Origin of the sequence: Galliscardovia ingluviei, assembly GCF_014635685.1 — a bacterium.
Taxonomy (GTDB): Bacteria; Actinomycetota; Actinomycetes; order Actinomycetales; family Bifidobacteriaceae; genus Galliscardovia; species Galliscardovia ingluviei.
On sequence record NZ_BMDH01000001.1, the window covers coordinates 841,482 to 857,908 of the forward strand.

At 44.9% G+C, this 16,427-nt stretch carries 14 protein-coding genes; 4 read left to right on the top strand and 10 right to left on the bottom strand.

Annotation, left to right across the window (positions count from 1 at the left end):
* Nucleotides 1–148 precede the first annotated feature (148 nt).
* Nucleotides 149–1,816 carry a malolactic enzyme gene (locus IEU85_RS03475; RefSeq protein WP_268234207.1) on the top strand — a complete coding sequence of 556 codons (1,668 nt, stop codon included), beginning with the start codon at nucleotides 149–151 and terminating at the stop codon, nucleotides 1,814–1,816.
* Between the two features lie 147 nt (nucleotides 1,817–1,963).
* Here the strand turns inward: IEU85_RS03475 and pyk are convergent, their stop codons facing one another.
* The 9 genes from pyk to IEU85_RS03520 all read right to left on the bottom strand — a co-directional run bounded on the left by pyk (nucleotide 1,964) and on the right by IEU85_RS03520 (nucleotide 12,170).
* Nucleotides 1,964–3,406, bottom strand: a complete 1,443-nt coding sequence (pyk, locus tag IEU85_RS03480; protein ID WP_188354811.1) for a pyruvate kinase — start codon at nucleotides 3,404–3,406, stop codon at nucleotides 1,964–1,966.
* 291 nt (nucleotides 3,407–3,697) lie between these two features.
* Complete coding sequence (locus IEU85_RS03485) at nucleotides 3,698–4,678, bottom strand: TerC family protein (RefSeq protein ID WP_188354812.1); 981 nt, start codon at nucleotides 4,676–4,678, stop codon at nucleotides 3,698–3,700.
* A gap of 120 nt (nucleotides 4,679–4,798) precedes the next feature.
* On the bottom strand, nucleotides 4,799–6,925 hold the full coding sequence (uvrB, locus tag IEU85_RS03490; RefSeq protein WP_188354813.1) for an excinuclease ABC subunit UvrB: 2,127 nt from the start codon (nucleotides 6,923–6,925) through the stop codon (nucleotides 4,799–4,801).
* A gap of 202 nt (nucleotides 6,926–7,127) precedes the next feature.
* Nucleotides 7,128–7,790, bottom strand: a complete 663-nt coding sequence (gene coaE / locus IEU85_RS03495; RefSeq protein ID WP_188354814.1) for a dephospho-CoA kinase — start codon at nucleotides 7,788–7,790, stop codon at nucleotides 7,128–7,130.
* A gap of 143 nt (nucleotides 7,791–7,933) precedes the next feature.
* Entirely contained in the window at nucleotides 7,934–8,176 is a 243-nt protein-coding gene (locus IEU85_RS03500) for a hypothetical protein (protein ID WP_188354815.1), read from the bottom strand.
* 122 nt (nucleotides 8,177–8,298) lie between these two features.
* Nucleotides 8,299–8,616, bottom strand: coding sequence for a hypothetical protein (locus IEU85_RS03505; protein WP_188354816.1), 318 nt, complete (start codon nucleotides 8,614–8,616; stop codon nucleotides 8,299–8,301).
* A gap of 12 nt (nucleotides 8,617–8,628) precedes the next feature.
* A complete protein-coding gene (locus IEU85_RS03510; RefSeq protein WP_188354817.1) occupies nucleotides 8,629–9,162 on the bottom strand; it encodes a hypothetical protein in 534 nt (177 codons plus the stop codon).
* Between the two features lie 319 nt (nucleotides 9,163–9,481).
* A complete protein-coding gene (gene rpsA / locus IEU85_RS03515; protein ID WP_188354818.1) occupies nucleotides 9,482–10,972 on the bottom strand; it encodes a 30S ribosomal protein S1 in 1,491 nt (496 codons plus the stop codon).
* A gap of 322 nt (nucleotides 10,973–11,294) precedes the next feature.
* Nucleotides 11,295–12,170, bottom strand: a complete 876-nt coding sequence (locus IEU85_RS03520) for a bifunctional methylenetetrahydrofolate dehydrogenase/methenyltetrahydrofolate cyclohydrolase (protein ID WP_188354819.1) — start codon at nucleotides 12,168–12,170, stop codon at nucleotides 11,295–11,297.
* 141 nt (nucleotides 12,171–12,311) lie between these two features.
* On the opposite strand from IEU85_RS03520, the gene IEU85_RS03525 reads away from it, so the two are divergent.
* The 3 genes from IEU85_RS03525 to IEU85_RS03535 all read left to right on the top strand — a co-directional run bounded on the left by IEU85_RS03525 (nucleotide 12,312) and on the right by IEU85_RS03535 (nucleotide 15,489).
* A complete protein-coding gene (locus IEU85_RS03525; RefSeq protein ID WP_188354820.1) occupies nucleotides 12,312–13,367 on the top strand; it encodes a metal ABC transporter solute-binding protein, Zn/Mn family in 1,056 nt (351 codons plus the stop codon).
* A 314-nt stretch (nucleotides 13,368–13,681) separates the two neighbouring features.
* Complete coding sequence (locus tag IEU85_RS03530) at nucleotides 13,682–14,548, top strand: metal ABC transporter ATP-binding protein (protein ID WP_188354821.1); 867 nt, start codon at nucleotides 13,682–13,684, stop codon at nucleotides 14,546–14,548.
* Nucleotides 14,549–14,658: 110 nt separating this feature from the next.
* Nucleotides 14,659–15,489 (top strand): metal ABC transporter permease, encoded by an 831-nt coding sequence (locus IEU85_RS03535; RefSeq protein WP_188354822.1) that lies wholly within the window; start codon nucleotides 14,659–14,661, stop codon nucleotides 15,487–15,489.
* Between the two features lie 220 nt (nucleotides 15,490–15,709).
* On the opposite strand, the gene IEU85_RS03540 is transcribed toward IEU85_RS03535, so the two are convergent.
* Nucleotides 15,710–16,315 (bottom strand): CarD family transcriptional regulator, encoded by a 606-nt coding sequence (locus IEU85_RS03540; protein ID WP_188354823.1) that lies wholly within the window; start codon nucleotides 16,313–16,315, stop codon nucleotides 15,710–15,712.
* Nucleotides 16,316–16,427 lie beyond the last annotated feature (112 nt).

The following is a 16,427-nucleotide window of genomic DNA, read 5'->3' on the forward strand; positions in this document are numbered from 1 at the left end:
CAAGTTTTTCCTACCATAGTATTAATAAAGAATTTTTATTGACACGCGCAATATTGACTATAAATATACTTAACCGAGATACTGCAGTCATACAGCACAAGCGTAGCACTTCACGTTACAACTATGCCAGTACACCACAAAGAACATAATTAAACGTCAACAGTTAGGGGAAACCATGAAGGGGTTTGCAATACTTAATAATCCATTTTTAAATAAAGGCACCGCATTTACTGAGCAAGAGCGCGAGGATCTGGGATTGACCGGACTGCTCCCTTCAGCAGTGCAAACTTTAGAAGAGCAAGTCGACCAAGCTTACGCACAATATCAGCAAAAGCCAAAGGGACTTGAACAGCGATTATTCTTAATGAATATCTTTAACACAAACAGAACGTTATTCTATAAACTTATTGATTCACACATTGTAGAAATGCTTCCGATAGTCTATGATCCTGTGATCGCCCAGTCAATTGAGCAATATCACAATCTGTTTACACGCCCTCAAGGGGCAGCATTTATATCTATAGACCATCCTGAGGCAATCAGTTCATCTCTCGAACATGCTGCTGGCGGGCGGCATATTCGTCTTATTGTTGTCACCGATGCTGAAGGAATACTAGGCATTGGCGATTGGGGTGTCAACGGCGTAGATATTGCTATCGGCAAGCTTATGGTATATACAGCTGCAGCTGGTATTAATCCAGAAGAAGTCTTACCGGTTAGTCTTGATGTTGGAACTAACAATCACATGCTGCTTAACAACCCACGATATTTAGGGAATCGCCACCCGCGTATTAGCGGCATAAGGTATATGGAATTCGTTGATCAGTTTGTTACGGCTGCACGCAGCATATTTCCTGATATGTTGCTGCATTGGGAGGATTTTGGGCGAGAAAATGCTGCTAATATTTTGAATAAGTATGCACAGTCAATCCCGACTTTTAATGATGATATTCAAGGTACTGGCATTGTCACCCTTGCTGGCATTCTTGGGGCTTTGAATATTTCCAAAGAGCAACTGACCGATCAGCGCGTGATGAGTTTTGGTGCAGGTACTGCAGGATGTGGTATTGCTGCTATGATTTATGAAGAGATGGTGCGACAGGGATTAGAACCACAAGAGGCTCGCTCACGGTTTTATCTTGTTGATAAGCAAGGTCTACTCTTTGATGACACGCCTGGGCTTACTCCAGCGCAACGACAGTTCACACGCCAGCGTAGCGAATTTACGCACTCTGAAGCACTCACCACGCTTGCTGCGGCAGTAGCAACTGTACGCCCAACCATTTTGATTGGCACATCTACCCAGCCACATACCTTTACCAAGGCAATTGTACAGGACATGGCAGCGCATACTGCACGTCCTATTATTTTTCCATTATCGAATCCAACACAACTTGCAGAAGCAACAGCTGAGGATTTAATTGAATGGACTTATGGTCGAGCACTAGTTGCTACTGGCATTCCTGCTGATCCTGTGGAGTATAACGGCATAACTTATACCATTGGGCAAGCCAATAATGCACTGATGTACCCAGGTCTTGGGCTAGGGCTTCTTGCATCACATGCGAAACTCGTCAATCGCGATACACTCTCAGCTGCCAGCCATGCACTAGGCGGTATTGTAGATCCAACTTTACCTGGTGCTGCTGTACTGCCTCCAGTATCGAAGTTAACTACGTTCTCACGCACTATTGCCCGTGCAGTGATACGTAATGTTATCGCTCAACATCTCAGCGGCGTAAACATAGAGCCAACCGACAATGCCATTGATGCAGCGCTTGAGAGCACCATCTGGAAGCCAGAGTATCGCTCATAATCATGAGTATATACGCTCCATTCGGCGCGTATATTAGACCGCATCATTTTCTTCCTATATACCACGCCATATATTAATTAAAAGGGTCAAGGAAAACCTTGACCCTTATTCGCGTTCAACAGCTTGTACGCCGTCTAATCCTAACTCTTAGCGAGTGGTACCAACCGTGTGTACATAGATGGAATCAGTGCTACCTGGTTCCAAATCGCCCTGAGAGCATGTGAGTACTACAACATGATCGCCATCTTCAACCTTGCCAGCAGCCTTCAATGTAGCGTCGGTGAGCTCCATAATCTGCTTGCGGTTCAACTGATGGTAATCCTCGTCCAGCAAGAATGCCTCAGTACCCCAGCTCAAAGCCAACCAGTGGTAGGTGTGCTCATCGGTAGTCAAACCGTAGATTGGAGCAGCTGGACGTTCGCGAGATACACGATGTACAGTATCGCCAGTCTGAGTGAAGGCAACAATTGCCTTAGCATCAATCTTCTCAGCCAAGTCAACAGCAGCACTGGAAACAGCACCAGACTTTGACATATCCAGATTGTCCAAAGAAGGAATGCTTGCCAAACCATGCTCGGTAGCATAGCCGGAAATACGTGCCATAGTGTTCACGGACTCGGTTGGATATTCACCAACAGCAGTCTCGTTAGATGTCATAGTTGCATCAGCGCCGTCAAGCACAGCATTAGCGCAGTCAGAAGCCTCTGCACGGCTTGGTACTGGGGAATGAACCATGGAGCCGAGAACCTCGGTTGCCACGATGACTGGGCGAGCGTAACGGCGAGCCAAAGAAATGCAGCGCTTAGTAACCAGTGGCACCTCTTCAAATGGCATCTCAACGGCCATATCACCACGGGCAACCATAATGCCGTCGAATGCCTTAACGATGTCCTCAAGATTCTCTACAGCCTGTGGCTTCTCAATCTTGGCGACGATTGGGATACGACGACCTTCTTCGTCCATAATTTCATGAGCGCGGTCAATATCAGTTGCAAAACGCACGAAGGACATTGCAATAATATCTGCACCGGTGCGAATTGCCCAGCGAAGATCCTCTTCATCCTTCTCGGTCAACGCTGGCAGGCTCACAGCAACACCTGGCAAGTTAATGCCCTTGTGGCTGGAAACTGGGCCGGCAACAATAACCTTAGTGTGTACGTTATTGCCTTCAACCTTAGTGACTTCAAGACGTACCTTACCGTCATCGATCAGGATTGGATCTCCTGGATGGCAGTCGCCTGGCAGACCCTTGAACGTGGTGGAGGTGATGTGCTCGTCACCTTCGATATCGTCTGTAGTAATAATGAACTCTTGACCTGCAGTCAGCTGTACTTTATCTTCGCCGTCAGCGTTCTTCTTGAACCAGCCACAGCGAATCTTTGGTCCCTGCAAATCAACCAAGACTGCAACGTTGCGACCGGTTGCCTTACCAGCTTCACGAACATTGTTGTATACGCGCAAGTGATCTTCTGGAGTACCATGAGAACGGTTCAAGCGAGCAACATCCATGCCAGCTTCAACGATCTTAGTGAGGTTCTCCAGCGATTCGGTTGCTGGTCCAATAGTATCAACGATCTTGGCTTTACGCATATGCCTATCCTTCATATTGAATTGAGAACTCTCCGGAGTTCTCACGATTGCCGACATCTAGTCTAGCGAACGTTCAAGACGTGAACACACCATTTTACAACCTATTCACTGCCCTATTACATGAGCACAATGATGTGTATAAAAAAGCATGAAATATAGTATACATACCAACATGCCAGTATTAAAGCATATATTGCTCATACACATGGCGCCCTCATCGAGGGCACACTAAGTAACTATTAACCTACACGCTTATCATGTACAGCACTAAGCCACATTGCAGCGCTAAGCCTATGCTTTGCGTTCAAGTTTACGCATTTTTAACACGCTTGCCAGTGCAGCAGTGCCAATAGAAACAATAATGACAACTAGTGAAAGCCATGTAGGTATTTCTGGAACCGCGTGAATAGGCTGACCACCGTTAATAAATGGCAACGTGTTGGCATGCAATGCTTCCATAATCAGCTTTACACCAATAAACCCAAGAACTACCGCTAAACCGAGCGGCAAATACACGAGCTTATCCAACAATGCACCAAGCAAGAAATACAGTTGCTGTAATCCAAGTAGCGCAAACACATTAGAAGTAAACACAATAAACGGGTCTTTGGTTAACCCAAAAATTGCAGGAATCGAGTCAAAAGCGAACATCACATCGGTAGTACCAATAGCGAGCAACACTACAAGCATTGGCGTCCAATATGTTATGCCATTTTTCTTCGTGCGTAAGCGCTCACCGTCAAACTCATCACTGAGGCGGATTACTTTGCGCAACGTACGAATCAGCGCATTTTCCTTATATTCATCATCATCGTCTTCTCCTTTAACCAACTTAATTGCGGTATAGAGTAGAAAAGCACCAAAGATGAAAAATACCCAAGTAAAGCGAGTAATAATCGCCGACCCAAGCAGAATGAAAATACCACGCAACACTAGCGCAATAGCAATACCAACAGACAGCACAAACTTCTGCAACTGCTTAGGCACAGCAAAATTCGCCATAATAATAACGAATACAAATAAATTATCGATGCTCAATGAGTACTCTGTCAGCCAGCCTGAGTAAAACTCAATAGCCGGCTTTGCTCCTGCGACTATCCAGACTAAAGCGCCAAAAATTAGTGCCATCACCACAAAAAAGGCAATATGTGTTACGCACTCTTTCGTGGAAGGAACATGAGGACGTCTGCCGATAATCAGCAAATCAACAACAAAGAATACAGCGAGCACCGCGAATGTCGCGATCATAAACCATAGGGGTGTTTCTGCCATGTTTCCCACTCTATCGTGTGGAGGTGACCCATGCAATACCTAGTCTGCCTAAGCCACCTCAACCAAGTTATACAAGTTACAAATATACAAATTACAAACTCAGTACTTAATTATTGCTGATTATTGCTGTGCTTGAGTCATTTGGCGCAATTCCTTTTTCAAATCAGCAATTTCATCACGCAATCGTGCTGCAAGCTCAAATTGCAACTGTTCTGCAGCAGTATGCATTTGCTCAGAAAGTTTGCGAATCAAGTCAGCAAGATCTTGTGCAGGAAGTCCAGACTCTTCTATTCTGCGATGTCGCTCTTGAGCCGAATCAGCATCAAGACCAGGAATACCCATATGCGAGTTCCCCGCCTTACCAGCGTTGCGATAACCACCAGCAAGCAGTTCCTGCGTATCCACATCCTCTTTAGCCAACATGTCATTAACATCACTAATACGCTTCATCAGCGGCTTAGGATCAATACCATGCTCTTTGTTGAATGCCATCTGCTTCTCACGACGACGGTTAGTCTCATCAATAGCTTTACGCATTGCATCGGTGTAGTGATCGGCATACATCAGCACTGTGCCGGAAACATTTCGTGCTGCTCGACCAATAGTCTGAATCAGCGAACGATACGAACGCAAAAAACCTTCTTTATCGGCATCAAGAATAGCGACGAGCGATACCTCTGGTAAATCAAGACCCTCGCGAAGCAAGTTAATGCCAACAATAACGTCAATTTTACCCTCACGAAGTTCACGTAGTAATTCCACACGACGCAAGGTATCAACATCAGAATGCAAGTATTCGACCTTAATATCTCGTTCAAGCAGATACTCGGTCAAATCCTCTGCCATTTTCTTAGTAAGCGTTGTCACTAAAGTACGTTCATGTTTAGCTACACGATCTTTAATTTCTGCCAGTAAATCATCAATCTGCCCTTCCACAGGACGTACTTCAATTTTCGGGTCAAGCAAGCCAGTTGGTCGAATAATCTGCTCGACCACACCATCAGACAGCCCCACCTCATAATCGCCAGGAGTAGCTGAAAGATACACAGTTTGCCCAATACGATCTAGGAATTCATCCCACTTCAAAGGCCTATTATCCATAGCACTTGGCAAACGGAAACCATGTTCTACCAGAGTGCGCTTTCGTGAAGCATCACCTTCATACATTGCACCAATTTGTGGCACAGTAACATGCGACTCATCAATAACTAATAGGAAATCATCAGGGAAAAAGTCAAGCAACGTATGCGGTGGCGTACCAGGACCTCTGCCATCTAAATGTCGCGAATAATTCTCTACGCCAGCGCACACGCCAACCTGCTCTAGCATTTCCAAATCGTAGGTAGTACGTTGCATAAGGCGCTGCGCTTCAAGCTCCTTACCCTGTTTTTTGAATTCTTTTACACGCCAATCAAGTTCAGTGCGGATGCCGTCAAGCGCTTTTGCCATGCGCTCAGGACCTGCAACATAGTGCGATGCTGGGAAAATGTGAATTTGCTCAACATGTTCGATTTCATCTCCAGTAAGCGGGTGTAGGGTGCTGATACGGTCAATTTCATCACCAAACATCTCTATGCGTACTGCTAATTCCTCGTATACAGGAATAATTTCAATAGTGTCGCCACGCACTCTAAACGTGCCGCGGGTAAAAGCAATATCGTTGCGCTTATACTGCATACTGACAAAAGTACGTAGCAGCTCATCGCGATCTACTACCTGACCTTCTTTGAGCAGCAACATTCTGCCGACATACTCTTCTGGCGTACCCAAACCATAAATGCAGCTTACTGTTGCTACTACTACGCAGTCTCTACGTGTAAGCAGATTCGCAGTTGCCGCATGACGCAATCGTTCTACATCGTCATTGATATTTGAATCTTTTTCAATATACGTGTCAGTCTGTGGAATATACGCCTCTGGTTGATAGTAGTCGTAATACGACACGAAGTAGCTCACCGCGTTATCTGGCATAAGTTCACGAAACTCAGCACACAGCTGTGCAGCCAGCGTTTTGTTTGGCTCTAAAATCAGGGTTGGACGCTGTAATCGCTCAATCAGCCATGCCGTTGTTGCGGTTTTACCAGTACCTGTAGCACCCATCAACACTACATCATTTTCACCATTTTCAATGCGTGTAGCCAATTCCTCAATAGCCTGAGGCTGATCTCCAGATGGCTTATATGGTGATTTCACAACAAATGGCTTATCTATACGTTCAATCGTTCCTGACTGATTGAGTAATGACATAATCCTCCAGCAGCCCCATACTCACAAGTCTCATATCGAGTGTTGCAATTGCAATGCACAGTAGCTACGCGCAGTCACAAACACGATACCCAAACTCGATAACCTTTTTATAGTTATAACATTACGGTGGTTTACTCCATAGCCGCTTGCGCTATTTTTGTTGCGCCATAACGGTTATGTACCAGCTTGACATAACTTGTCGTTATGCTTCATGGCGTTGCAAACCAAATCCGTATTGCGTTTTCACCACAGGTCGCGTCAATATTGTATATAGTCTATCAATATCTTCGTACATATGTTCGAAATCTTTAGTGGAGTCAATTACGTAATCAGCTACATCAAGTCGCAAATCGCTACTTGCCTGTGCTCTGATACGCGCTTGTGCATCTTTTTTACTCATACCTCGCATTTTGACCATACGCTTAATGCGCAACGCTTCTGGCGCTTCCACAGTGATAACAGTATCAAAATACCCTACACGTCCAGTTTCTACTAATAGCGGAATGTCATGAATTACCAAATTTCGCCGACCTAATGGCACAGGATGTTTAGCAAGCCACATGTATTCGAGACGACCTGCTTCACGAAATACAATGGGATGAATAATGGCGTTGAGTTTGGCACGCGCATCATCATCGTTGAACACATGCTTCGCCATCCACTGACGGTTCATAGTGCCATCTGTAGCTCTAGCTTTACGCCCAAAAGTACGCACTACTTCCTGTAATCCCACACTTCCTGGAGCAACTGCTTGGTGAGCAAGCTTATCGTAATCAATTACATACGCACCTAAATCTTCAAAGCGTTCAGCGACGGTGCTTTTACCAGCAGCAATACCTCCTGTAAGTCCTGCTCTAGTGAACATAGCTCCCCCTTACCCCTATGCACCAGTGTACTTGTTTCCGGCAGGTTATGCTGGTATTACTTGAAAAAACATATGTTTTGTGAACTAGTCAACAATCCACTCATACGGTATTTATCAGTTTGCAAAGTGTTGGCACTACCGCATTACTGCTTCGTATGGCGATGCTTGTTGTCTAAATAGTCTTGCGCAAAGAACCACTCAGAGAGCATAAAAACAAAAATTAGTGCAATTACACTCGCCATTATCGCTGAACCACTTGCTTGAAAAAATGCAACCCATAATGATGGTACAGCAGTTAAACATGTTATTAGTAGTGCCCATGCATGACCTGTCATATGTGATTGCTTGTAATAATGCTTATTTGCATTCCAGACTTCCCGTAACATAGTAAACTCCCTCACCGTATCAACTTCGATACCATTTCGATTACGAGATGCATACGTTGACTTATACCCCAGAGAATGTGGACATCTTTTTACTTTAGATGCCCACATTCCGATAAATCAGATTATAGAACGTAAATCCAAGCAACCGCTACCACAAGGATTACTGCACACACAACAGCGAAAATTAGAAACTTCCAACCTGTTTTTTTCTTATGCTGTTCTTGAGAAACGTTCATACGGTAGAGCGCAAACTCAAAAATTAAGAAGAACACTATAATCACAGCAACAGATGCAACAAACATTACTATGTCAAACTCTTTGATAGACATAATAATAAGATTCATCCCTAAAATTGCCGTCAAGAGCAAGCTCAACTGGTGTCCGGTCATTGTGGAGTGAGATACAGGATTTTTGTTCATTGTTACTATATCATGTATCATTATTTTCTCCTTTTAACACGAGATCCAAGTCACTAAAGCTTCGACACCACCTGCACATCCAGCGGCGACAAAAGCTTCAGCAACACCAGCAGAAACACCTGTGGCAGCAATAGCAGCAGGTGTGCAGACTAATAGATCACCCGATACTCTAACCAACCACTGCGCCCACTTGTTGTTTGTACAACCGTTCGCCGACATTAGCCCAAAAGACGAGGAATTAACAATACGCAAAGTACTAGTCGTACTGTTAAATACTACTTTTTTGCCGACAGGAAGAGTGACAGTAATTTTCGCAACATTTGTTCCAGATGCATTAACCAATGTTACTTCGTTGTTTTTAATTACAAAACTATCCCCATCAAGTAGCTGAGCATGTACATCAACACCATTTGAGCTGTCTAATGTACGCGTTCCATCTTTTGCAGGTATAATCGCTAACGTATCGTTAGTTGTTTCAATGCCAGCAGCGTTCGCTACAGTTGCTTGAGAAGGCAATAAGAAAACACAAAATGAAAGTGCCGCCAATAAAACAAAGAATGACTCCACTATCCTTTTTATTCTATACATAATAGATACCCCCTTGTATCAGATAATGTGTTTATTTTCTCGGGAAATGAATAATGAAGCAAGTCCATTGACAATGCAACGTTAAACGATATCCATGTACAAGACATCAGATACAAACTAATTAAATTTTTAATCTTTTTGTTATAAAATAGATTCGCTTGAAAACATTTCCCACCTACAGGGTAGCACTTTTCAAATTTTTATGTAAGTGTGTGTCGATTTCAGGTATACAAAAGGGCCTTTGCCCAAATAGAGCAAAGACCCTGTAAGCAGTTATCAAGAACTAGTAGTGCTTAGACTACTTGTTCTCGCTGAGCAAACGCTCACGAAGTGCTGCCAGCTGATCGGAATCAGCCAAAGTGCCTTCGTTGCTTGCTTCAGAAGAGTAGTTGGAGGTTTCCTCAACTGGCTTCTCTTCTGGTGCTTCAGCTTCATTCTGACCGTCAGCAGCTGCGGATGCTTCAGCATTCTCCAGCTCCTTAGCGACAAATTCCTTATGCTGCTCCCACAAATCGTGAGCTGCTGCATACTGGGATTCCCACTCTTCACGCTGCTGCTCGAAGCCTTCAATCCATTCGTTGGTTTCTGGATCGAAGCCTTCTGGGTACTTGTAGTTACCCTGCTCATCGTACTCTGCTGGCATGCCGTACATTGCTGGATCGAAGTCCTCAGATGCAATATCTACGGAATCATTTGCCTGCTTCAAGGACAGGGAGATACGACGACGGTCGAGATCTACGTCAATAACCTTGACAAAGACTTCTTCGCCTGGCTTGACTACGGTTTCTGGGTTCTCTACGTGGCGGTTTGCCAACTCGGAGATGTGTACCAAGCCTTCGATGCCGTCATCAACGGAGATGAATACACCGAACTGAACGATCTTGGTAACCTTGCCCTTAACAATCTGACCTGGAACATGGGTGCGTGCGAAGCGCTGCCATGGATCTTCCTGAGTTGCCTTCAGGGACAGGGAGATACGCTCGCGATCGAGATCTACGTCAAGTACTTCAACAGTAACCTTGTCGCCAACCTTGACTACCTCTGATGGGTGGTCGATGTGCTTCCAAGAAAGCTCGGAAACGTGAATGAGACCGTCTACACCGCCAAGATCAACGAATGCACCGAAGTTAACGATAGAGCTGATAACGCCTTCGCGAATCTGACCCTTCTTGAGCTGAGACAGGAAGGTCTCGCGTACTTCGGACTGAGTTTCCTCGAGGTACTGGCGACGGGAAAGTACCACATTGTTGCGGTTCTTGTCGAGCTCGAGAATCTTGGCCTGAATCTTCTGACCAATGTATGGTGCGAGGTCGCGTACACGACGCATTTCGACGAGGGATGCTGGCAAGAAGCCACGCAGACCGATGTCCACAATAAGGCCACCCTTGACTGCTTCGATGACGGTACCTTCGACCACGCCATCGGCTTCCTTGATCTTTTCGACATCGCCCCAAGCACGCTCGTACTGTGCGCGCTTCTTGGACAAAATCAGACGGCCTTCCTTGTCTTCCTTAGTGATGACAAGAGCTTCTACGGTATCGCCAACTTCTACGACGTCATCTGGATCGACGTCCTTCTTAATAGAAAGTTCGCGGGAAGGAATAACACCTTCAGTCTTATAGCCGATGTCAAGCAGTACTTCGTCGCGATCAATCTTGACTACGGTACCCTCAACCAAATCACCATCGTCAAAATTCTTGATGGTGGAGTCGACTGCCTTGATGAAGTCTTCTTCGGTGCCGATGTCGTTAATTGCGACCTTGGTGACTTCTGCGTTGTTTTCTGCCATTACGTACTGGTTTTCTCAATAGATAGATGGATAATACTCGATATTCAGTTATATATTTGCGTGCTGCTTGCCACATGCTGAATACTACTAACATATGTTTTGAGCTTTCAGCAGTGTGTCATTGGGCATGCAAAAGATAAGAATACCTGCAACCATAGTCAAAAACAAAGGGATTTCACTATGCGACACTCCCGGATTTTTCAGCTATGCGCATGGTCAGAGATTGCAAACACACAATAGCTACTGAAGATACCCAATAAACAAATCTTTATTAGACTCCGCTGTATTTACTTACATGCAGGTTTATCTGCATCCACTTCGCCTACGCCATATGTTGAGCAATAGTAACAACATTATGCAACAACATGGCACGTGTCATTGGCCCCACCCCGCCCGGATTTGGAGAATATGCCGCACAATGTTCATAACACCTAGGATCCACATCACCTAATACACGGTATCGCCCAGCCTGCTCGTCAAAAACGCGCGACACTCCTACATCAATCAACACCGCATCAGGACGAATCATAGAAGGCTTCACATAATGCGCCTGACCCATGGCTGCAACAATCACATCAGCACTGCGCAAAATATCTTCAACATTCACCGTGCCCGTATGGCAACATGTTACCGTAGCATTGATTTCTTTGCGAGTAAGCAATAAACCAATAGTGCGCCCGATAGTAATACCACGCCCCAGCACAACAACATGTTTACCAGCTAAAGAAATTCGATAATAATCCAACAATGTCACAATGCCCAATGGCGTACATGGTAACGGTGTTTCGATATCCCCATAAGGATGAAGCACGAGCTCACCCAGATTATATGGATGCATACCATCAGCATCTTTATGAGGATCTATCGCATCAATCATGGCATTGCTATCAATACCACGTGGCAAAGGTAGTTGCACAATAAACCCAGTAGTTGATGGATCTTGGTTCAAGTACTGTATTTCATTCATGATTTGCTCGCTTGTAGCATTTTCAGGCAATGTACGAGCAATAGACGCAATCCCCACTTGCGCACAGTCTTTGTGTTTTCCAGCGACATATTTCACTGAACCAGCATCATTACCGACAAGTAAAGTTCCCAAACCGGGAACAATGCCGCGTTCTTTTAATTGCGCTACTTGTTCTGCAAGATCTTGTTTAATTGCTGCAGCAGTACGTTTGCCATCTAATACCAGTACCATGAATCCCCCTGGTTGAACTACTGTTGTCCTTTTAGTATAGCTAAGTTCACGCAGTTACCGACAACCGTCTTACTGTACGATATAACACAAATACACAAGCCCCGCGCTACAATACAACTAACAGAGCGATAAGGAGTAATTATGTCAGGTTTGTCTCAGCATACACGCGCGTCACATACTCCCTATCGCATACTATCGCATGTACTTGCTACGGTCTTTGTTGTATGCACTTGCGTAGGACTATTGCTAGGGTTATCTGCCTGTGGCACTGCTTCGTCATCGCAGCAGCAATCAGCATCTACGCAACATACTACACAGCAACAGGCTCAAGAGAGCCAACCAATAACTATTGTTGCCTCACTACCCCAATGGGGTGCGCTTGCTAGCCAGCTCGGTGGCAAATATGTGAAAGTAACATCATGCATCGCTGATCAGAATACCAGTATTTCCAATTTCACTCCTACTCAAGAACAGCAGGACACTATAAATAAAGCACAACTGCTTGTGATGAATGGAGCAGGACTTGACGATTGGATGAAACAATCAACTACTACACAGCAAAATGATCAGAGTACTCAAAATGACCAGAGCACCCAAAGCAATCAAAATACACAAATCATTAACGCTGCGCGCATTATTGGCGCGAATACAGGCGACAACCCATACCTATGGTTCTCATCAGATGTGCGCAAAGCGGTAGCTCAAGAGCTTACTAATACGTTAAGCAATGTAGATCAACAGCATGCTGATTATTTCAAACAACAACTGGAAGCATATAACACCGAAGAACAGAACATCGCTGATTCCATTCAAGCCATTGCAAAAGATAAGCAACAATACACTTATATCACCACGAGTACTATTGGTCAGTATTTAATGAGTGATATGGGAATTGCTGACGCAACTCCAGATACAGCAACACAAGCACTTGACAACGGATCGGCAATTACTACAGAAGATGTGGGACGTATGCAGTCCATGCTGGAAGCAAGACAAACACAGTTGTTAGTCCGATCCACACAGCCTGCAGATGCCGAACGTAATACAGTCAATCTACTTGGTGGTATTGCGGGACGTTCTGATGTGCCAATGCTTGACCTCAGTCCAATTATGCCTGCAAGTTATGCTTCATTGCCTTCTTGGATTACAGCTATTGTGAACCATGTCAGCACCGATTTGGCTATGCCGATGCAATAACCTGTTAGTAGTACAGGAACTAGTAACAACACGGGAACTTCTTCAAATACTGGGCAAGCAGGCAATGGTCAATCTTCCGAAGGATCTGCTGAGCACCCGTCAAATGAAGGACAGGTGGACCCAGGTAAATAAAATATACTCCGATAATGGTAAGTGAACTATGTAATTTGGAGTACTACTAATATGTTGGTGTCAATCCAAATATATAGAAAACACTACCAAGAACTGGAAGATGCAACACACGCTCTTGGCTTGCACATTGACCGCATTATTGATTATGATTATCAATAAGACTACGTAGAATGTGAGAAGCCATGAGCACACCACAACCAGAGCAATCTGCACAAACACCAACTGCTAGCGTGCAGTTTAGCAATGCCGCAATCAGCAGAGACGGTCGCACTATTTGGTTCAACGGAAATTTCACCATTCCCACCGGAACTATAACCGCCATTGTTGGCACTAATGGTACAGGCAAAACAACACTACTTAACGCAGAACTAGGTTTACTTGCTCTTAGTCAAGGCAGCATTACTGTATTAGGAGCGCCAGCCGGTACACAAAACCATCGTATCGGCTACGTCCCGCAAAACTATATATCAGGACTTGATTCAACAATTACCGTACGACAGTCAGTACTCCTCGGTCTTACTGGTACACGCTTTGGATGGCACCGTACTACGGAACACCAATGGCAACAGGTTCATGAAGCCATCGAAGTTGTACATTTACAAGATTATGCAAATGCCCGATTGGGCGAACTTTCAGGAGGACAGCGCCAACGCGCGGCTATAGCACAGGCTCTTGCAAGCAAACCGGAATTACTATTACTAGACGAGCCATTAGCAAATCTTGATATTGCCAGCCAGCAGTCGCTGGTAGATTTACTTGCCACGCTTAATACTGCTTGGCATATGAGCGTACAGGTTGTGTCACACGATCTCAATATGCTCCTACCGATACTAACCGGAGCAATTTACCTCCTTGACGGACATCCTCATTATGCACCGATGTCTGAGGTATTGGATGCGAAATTGCTGACGCACTTATACGGCACCGAAGTCGAAGTTATTACCACTCCACAAGGTGATATGTTTGTCACTCCGCATAGTTCGGCACATCACCAAACGATAGACACACATAATGTGCTTGAAGCGGCACAATTTCACGCACACTGCTAGTGCCAGCACACGGCAAGGGCACTTAAACCAAAAACACCATTAGCGGTTATGCAATACTTGCAACACAACTGCATACTGACTTTATCGCATACTGACTCTGAGGAGCACCTATGACATCACTGATTAATACACAGTGGACGCAAATTCTCACATCTGATTTCATGCTTCAAGCCTTTATTGCTGGCATCCTTATTGCCATTGCTTGCGGTATGATGGGCTATTTCACCATTATTCGCCACTCCACATTTGCAGCACACGCCCTAGCACATATTGGTTTGCCTGGCGCAACAGGAGCTGTACTCCTAGGGCTTCCTGTCGCAGCAGGATTAGGAGCTTTTGCCCTTGGCGGTGCATTAGTTATTGGCACACTGGGCAAGAAGGTGTCCGAACGCGAAATTGCTACCGGCACAGTACTCGCCTTTGCCACAGGCTTGGGACTCTTTTTTGCTCGGCTCTCATCGAGCGCCTCTCAACAAATGCAAGCTATTTTATTTGGTTCCATTCTCACCATTAGCACGGCACAGATTATTGGTTTCGCCATCTTTGACGCACTGCTATTTCTCGTAATGTGCATTGTGTATCGACCACTGCTATTCAGCTCATTAGACACCGAGGTCGCTGCAGCACGCGGAGTGCCTGTTCACGCACTTAATATTATTTTTATGGCCATTATGGCTGGAGTTATTACTGTTGCCGTCCCCGCTGTAGGCACGTTACTTGTGTTTGCCTTAGTAATTACCCCTGCAGCAACAGCAAGTATGCTCACTCGCTCCCCATTAAGCGCTATGGTGGTAGCAACACTTATTTGCCTTGTCAGCATTTGGAGCGGATTAGTACTCTCTGCAATTTTTCCTGCGCCACCAAGCTTTATTATCGTATCTATTAGTACGCTAATTTGGCTGATTACCAGGCTAACATCTGGACAGCATGATGTACTATGAGCACACTTCCGATTCATCCCACACATTGATTGCAGAGTTTGTGCTCTAATTACCTATCCTTAAGACAGCACAAAACCAGCAAAGTACCAATAAACCGCATCGCGGCTACAATCCGGATTACTCCAATCTAGTCGCAATGCGGTTCAAAGCACTCTATTAAATCTAATAAAATTCCCTATAAAACTGCGTCTATATTACAGCGCAACACAGCACATCAGCACTAAGCCCTACGCTTACGGGAACGAGCTAAACGTTCTTGCTCAAGACGATGCAAAGTCTCATATACAGGCTCTTCAGGCGCTTGAGTATGATGCTGCTCATCACCAGGTTGTGGATCTGCATAACCCAAATTTACGTCGAGCAGACGCTGTGTTTCTTCTTCACTCAATGACTCACTGAGCGCGATTTCACTGGTTAAAATATTGCGCGCCTTGGTAAGCATACGCTTTTCACCTGCAGAAAGTCCATGCTCATCATCATCGCGCTGCGCCAAATCACGTACTACTTCGGCAACTTTATTCACATCGCCAGTAGCAATTTTTTCAACATTCAACTTATAGCGTCTAGACCAATTAGTTTTCTCTTCAACAATTGGAGTACGCAAAATTTCAAATACCTGAGACACTGCCGTGCCATTAACAACATCACGGACACCAACTTTTTCAACATTCTCTTCAGGAATTTGAATCTCAAGTCCGTCAGCAGCCAAAACCTGTAATTTGAGATATCTGCGAGTCACACCGCCAACTTCTCGTTCACTAATTTCTGTAACTCGTGCAGCTCCATGCCGCGGATATACAACGGTGTCGCCGATTTGATATCCCATATTGCAATTCCTCCATGCTAAATTTGGACAATCCATAATTGCATAAAGTCTCGACCTATAATTTTGCTCTGTGCAAACTCCACGCGATATGCTCAGCACATTCCTTGTATCA

Excerpts from the sequence above, each read along its gene's own strand:
- pyk (WP_188354811.1), bottom strand. The coding sequence starts at position 3,406 with ATGCGTAAAGCCAAGATCGTTGATACTATTGGACCAGCAACCGAATCG.
- IEU85_RS03485 (WP_188354812.1), bottom strand. The coding sequence starts at position 4,678 with ATGGCAGAAACACCCCTATGGTTTATGATCGCGACATTCGCGGTGCTC.
- uvrB (WP_188354813.1), bottom strand. The coding sequence starts at position 6,925 with ATGTCATTACTCAATCAGTCAGGAACGATTGAACGTATAGATAAGCCA.
- coaE (WP_188354814.1), bottom strand. The coding sequence starts at position 7,790 with ATGTTCACTAGAGCAGGACTTACAGGAGGTATTGCTGCTGGTAAAAGC.
- IEU85_RS03500 (WP_188354815.1), bottom strand. The coding sequence starts at position 8,176 with ATGTTACGGGAAGTCTGGAATGCAAATAAGCATTATTACAAGCAATCA.
- IEU85_RS03505 (WP_188354816.1), bottom strand. The coding sequence starts at position 8,616 with ATGATACATGATATAGTAACAATGAACAAAAATCCTGTATCTCACTCC.
- rpsA (WP_188354818.1), bottom strand. The coding sequence starts at position 10,972 with ATGGCAGAAAACAACGCAGAAGTCACCAAGGTCGCAATTAACGACATC.
- IEU85_RS03520 (WP_188354819.1), bottom strand. The coding sequence starts at position 12,170 with ATGGTACTGGTATTAGATGGCAAACGTACTGCTGCAGCAATTAAACAA.
- IEU85_RS03525 (WP_188354820.1), top strand. The coding sequence starts at position 12,312 with ATGTCAGGTTTGTCTCAGCATACACGCGCGTCACATACTCCCTATCGC.
- IEU85_RS03530 (WP_188354821.1), top strand. The coding sequence starts at position 13,682 with ATGAGCACACCACAACCAGAGCAATCTGCACAAACACCAACTGCTAGC.
- IEU85_RS03535 (WP_188354822.1), top strand. The coding sequence starts at position 14,659 with ATGACATCACTGATTAATACACAGTGGACGCAAATTCTCACATCTGAT.
- IEU85_RS03540 (WP_188354823.1), bottom strand. The coding sequence starts at position 16,315 with ATGGGATATCAAATCGGCGACACCGTTGTATATCCGCGGCATGGAGCT.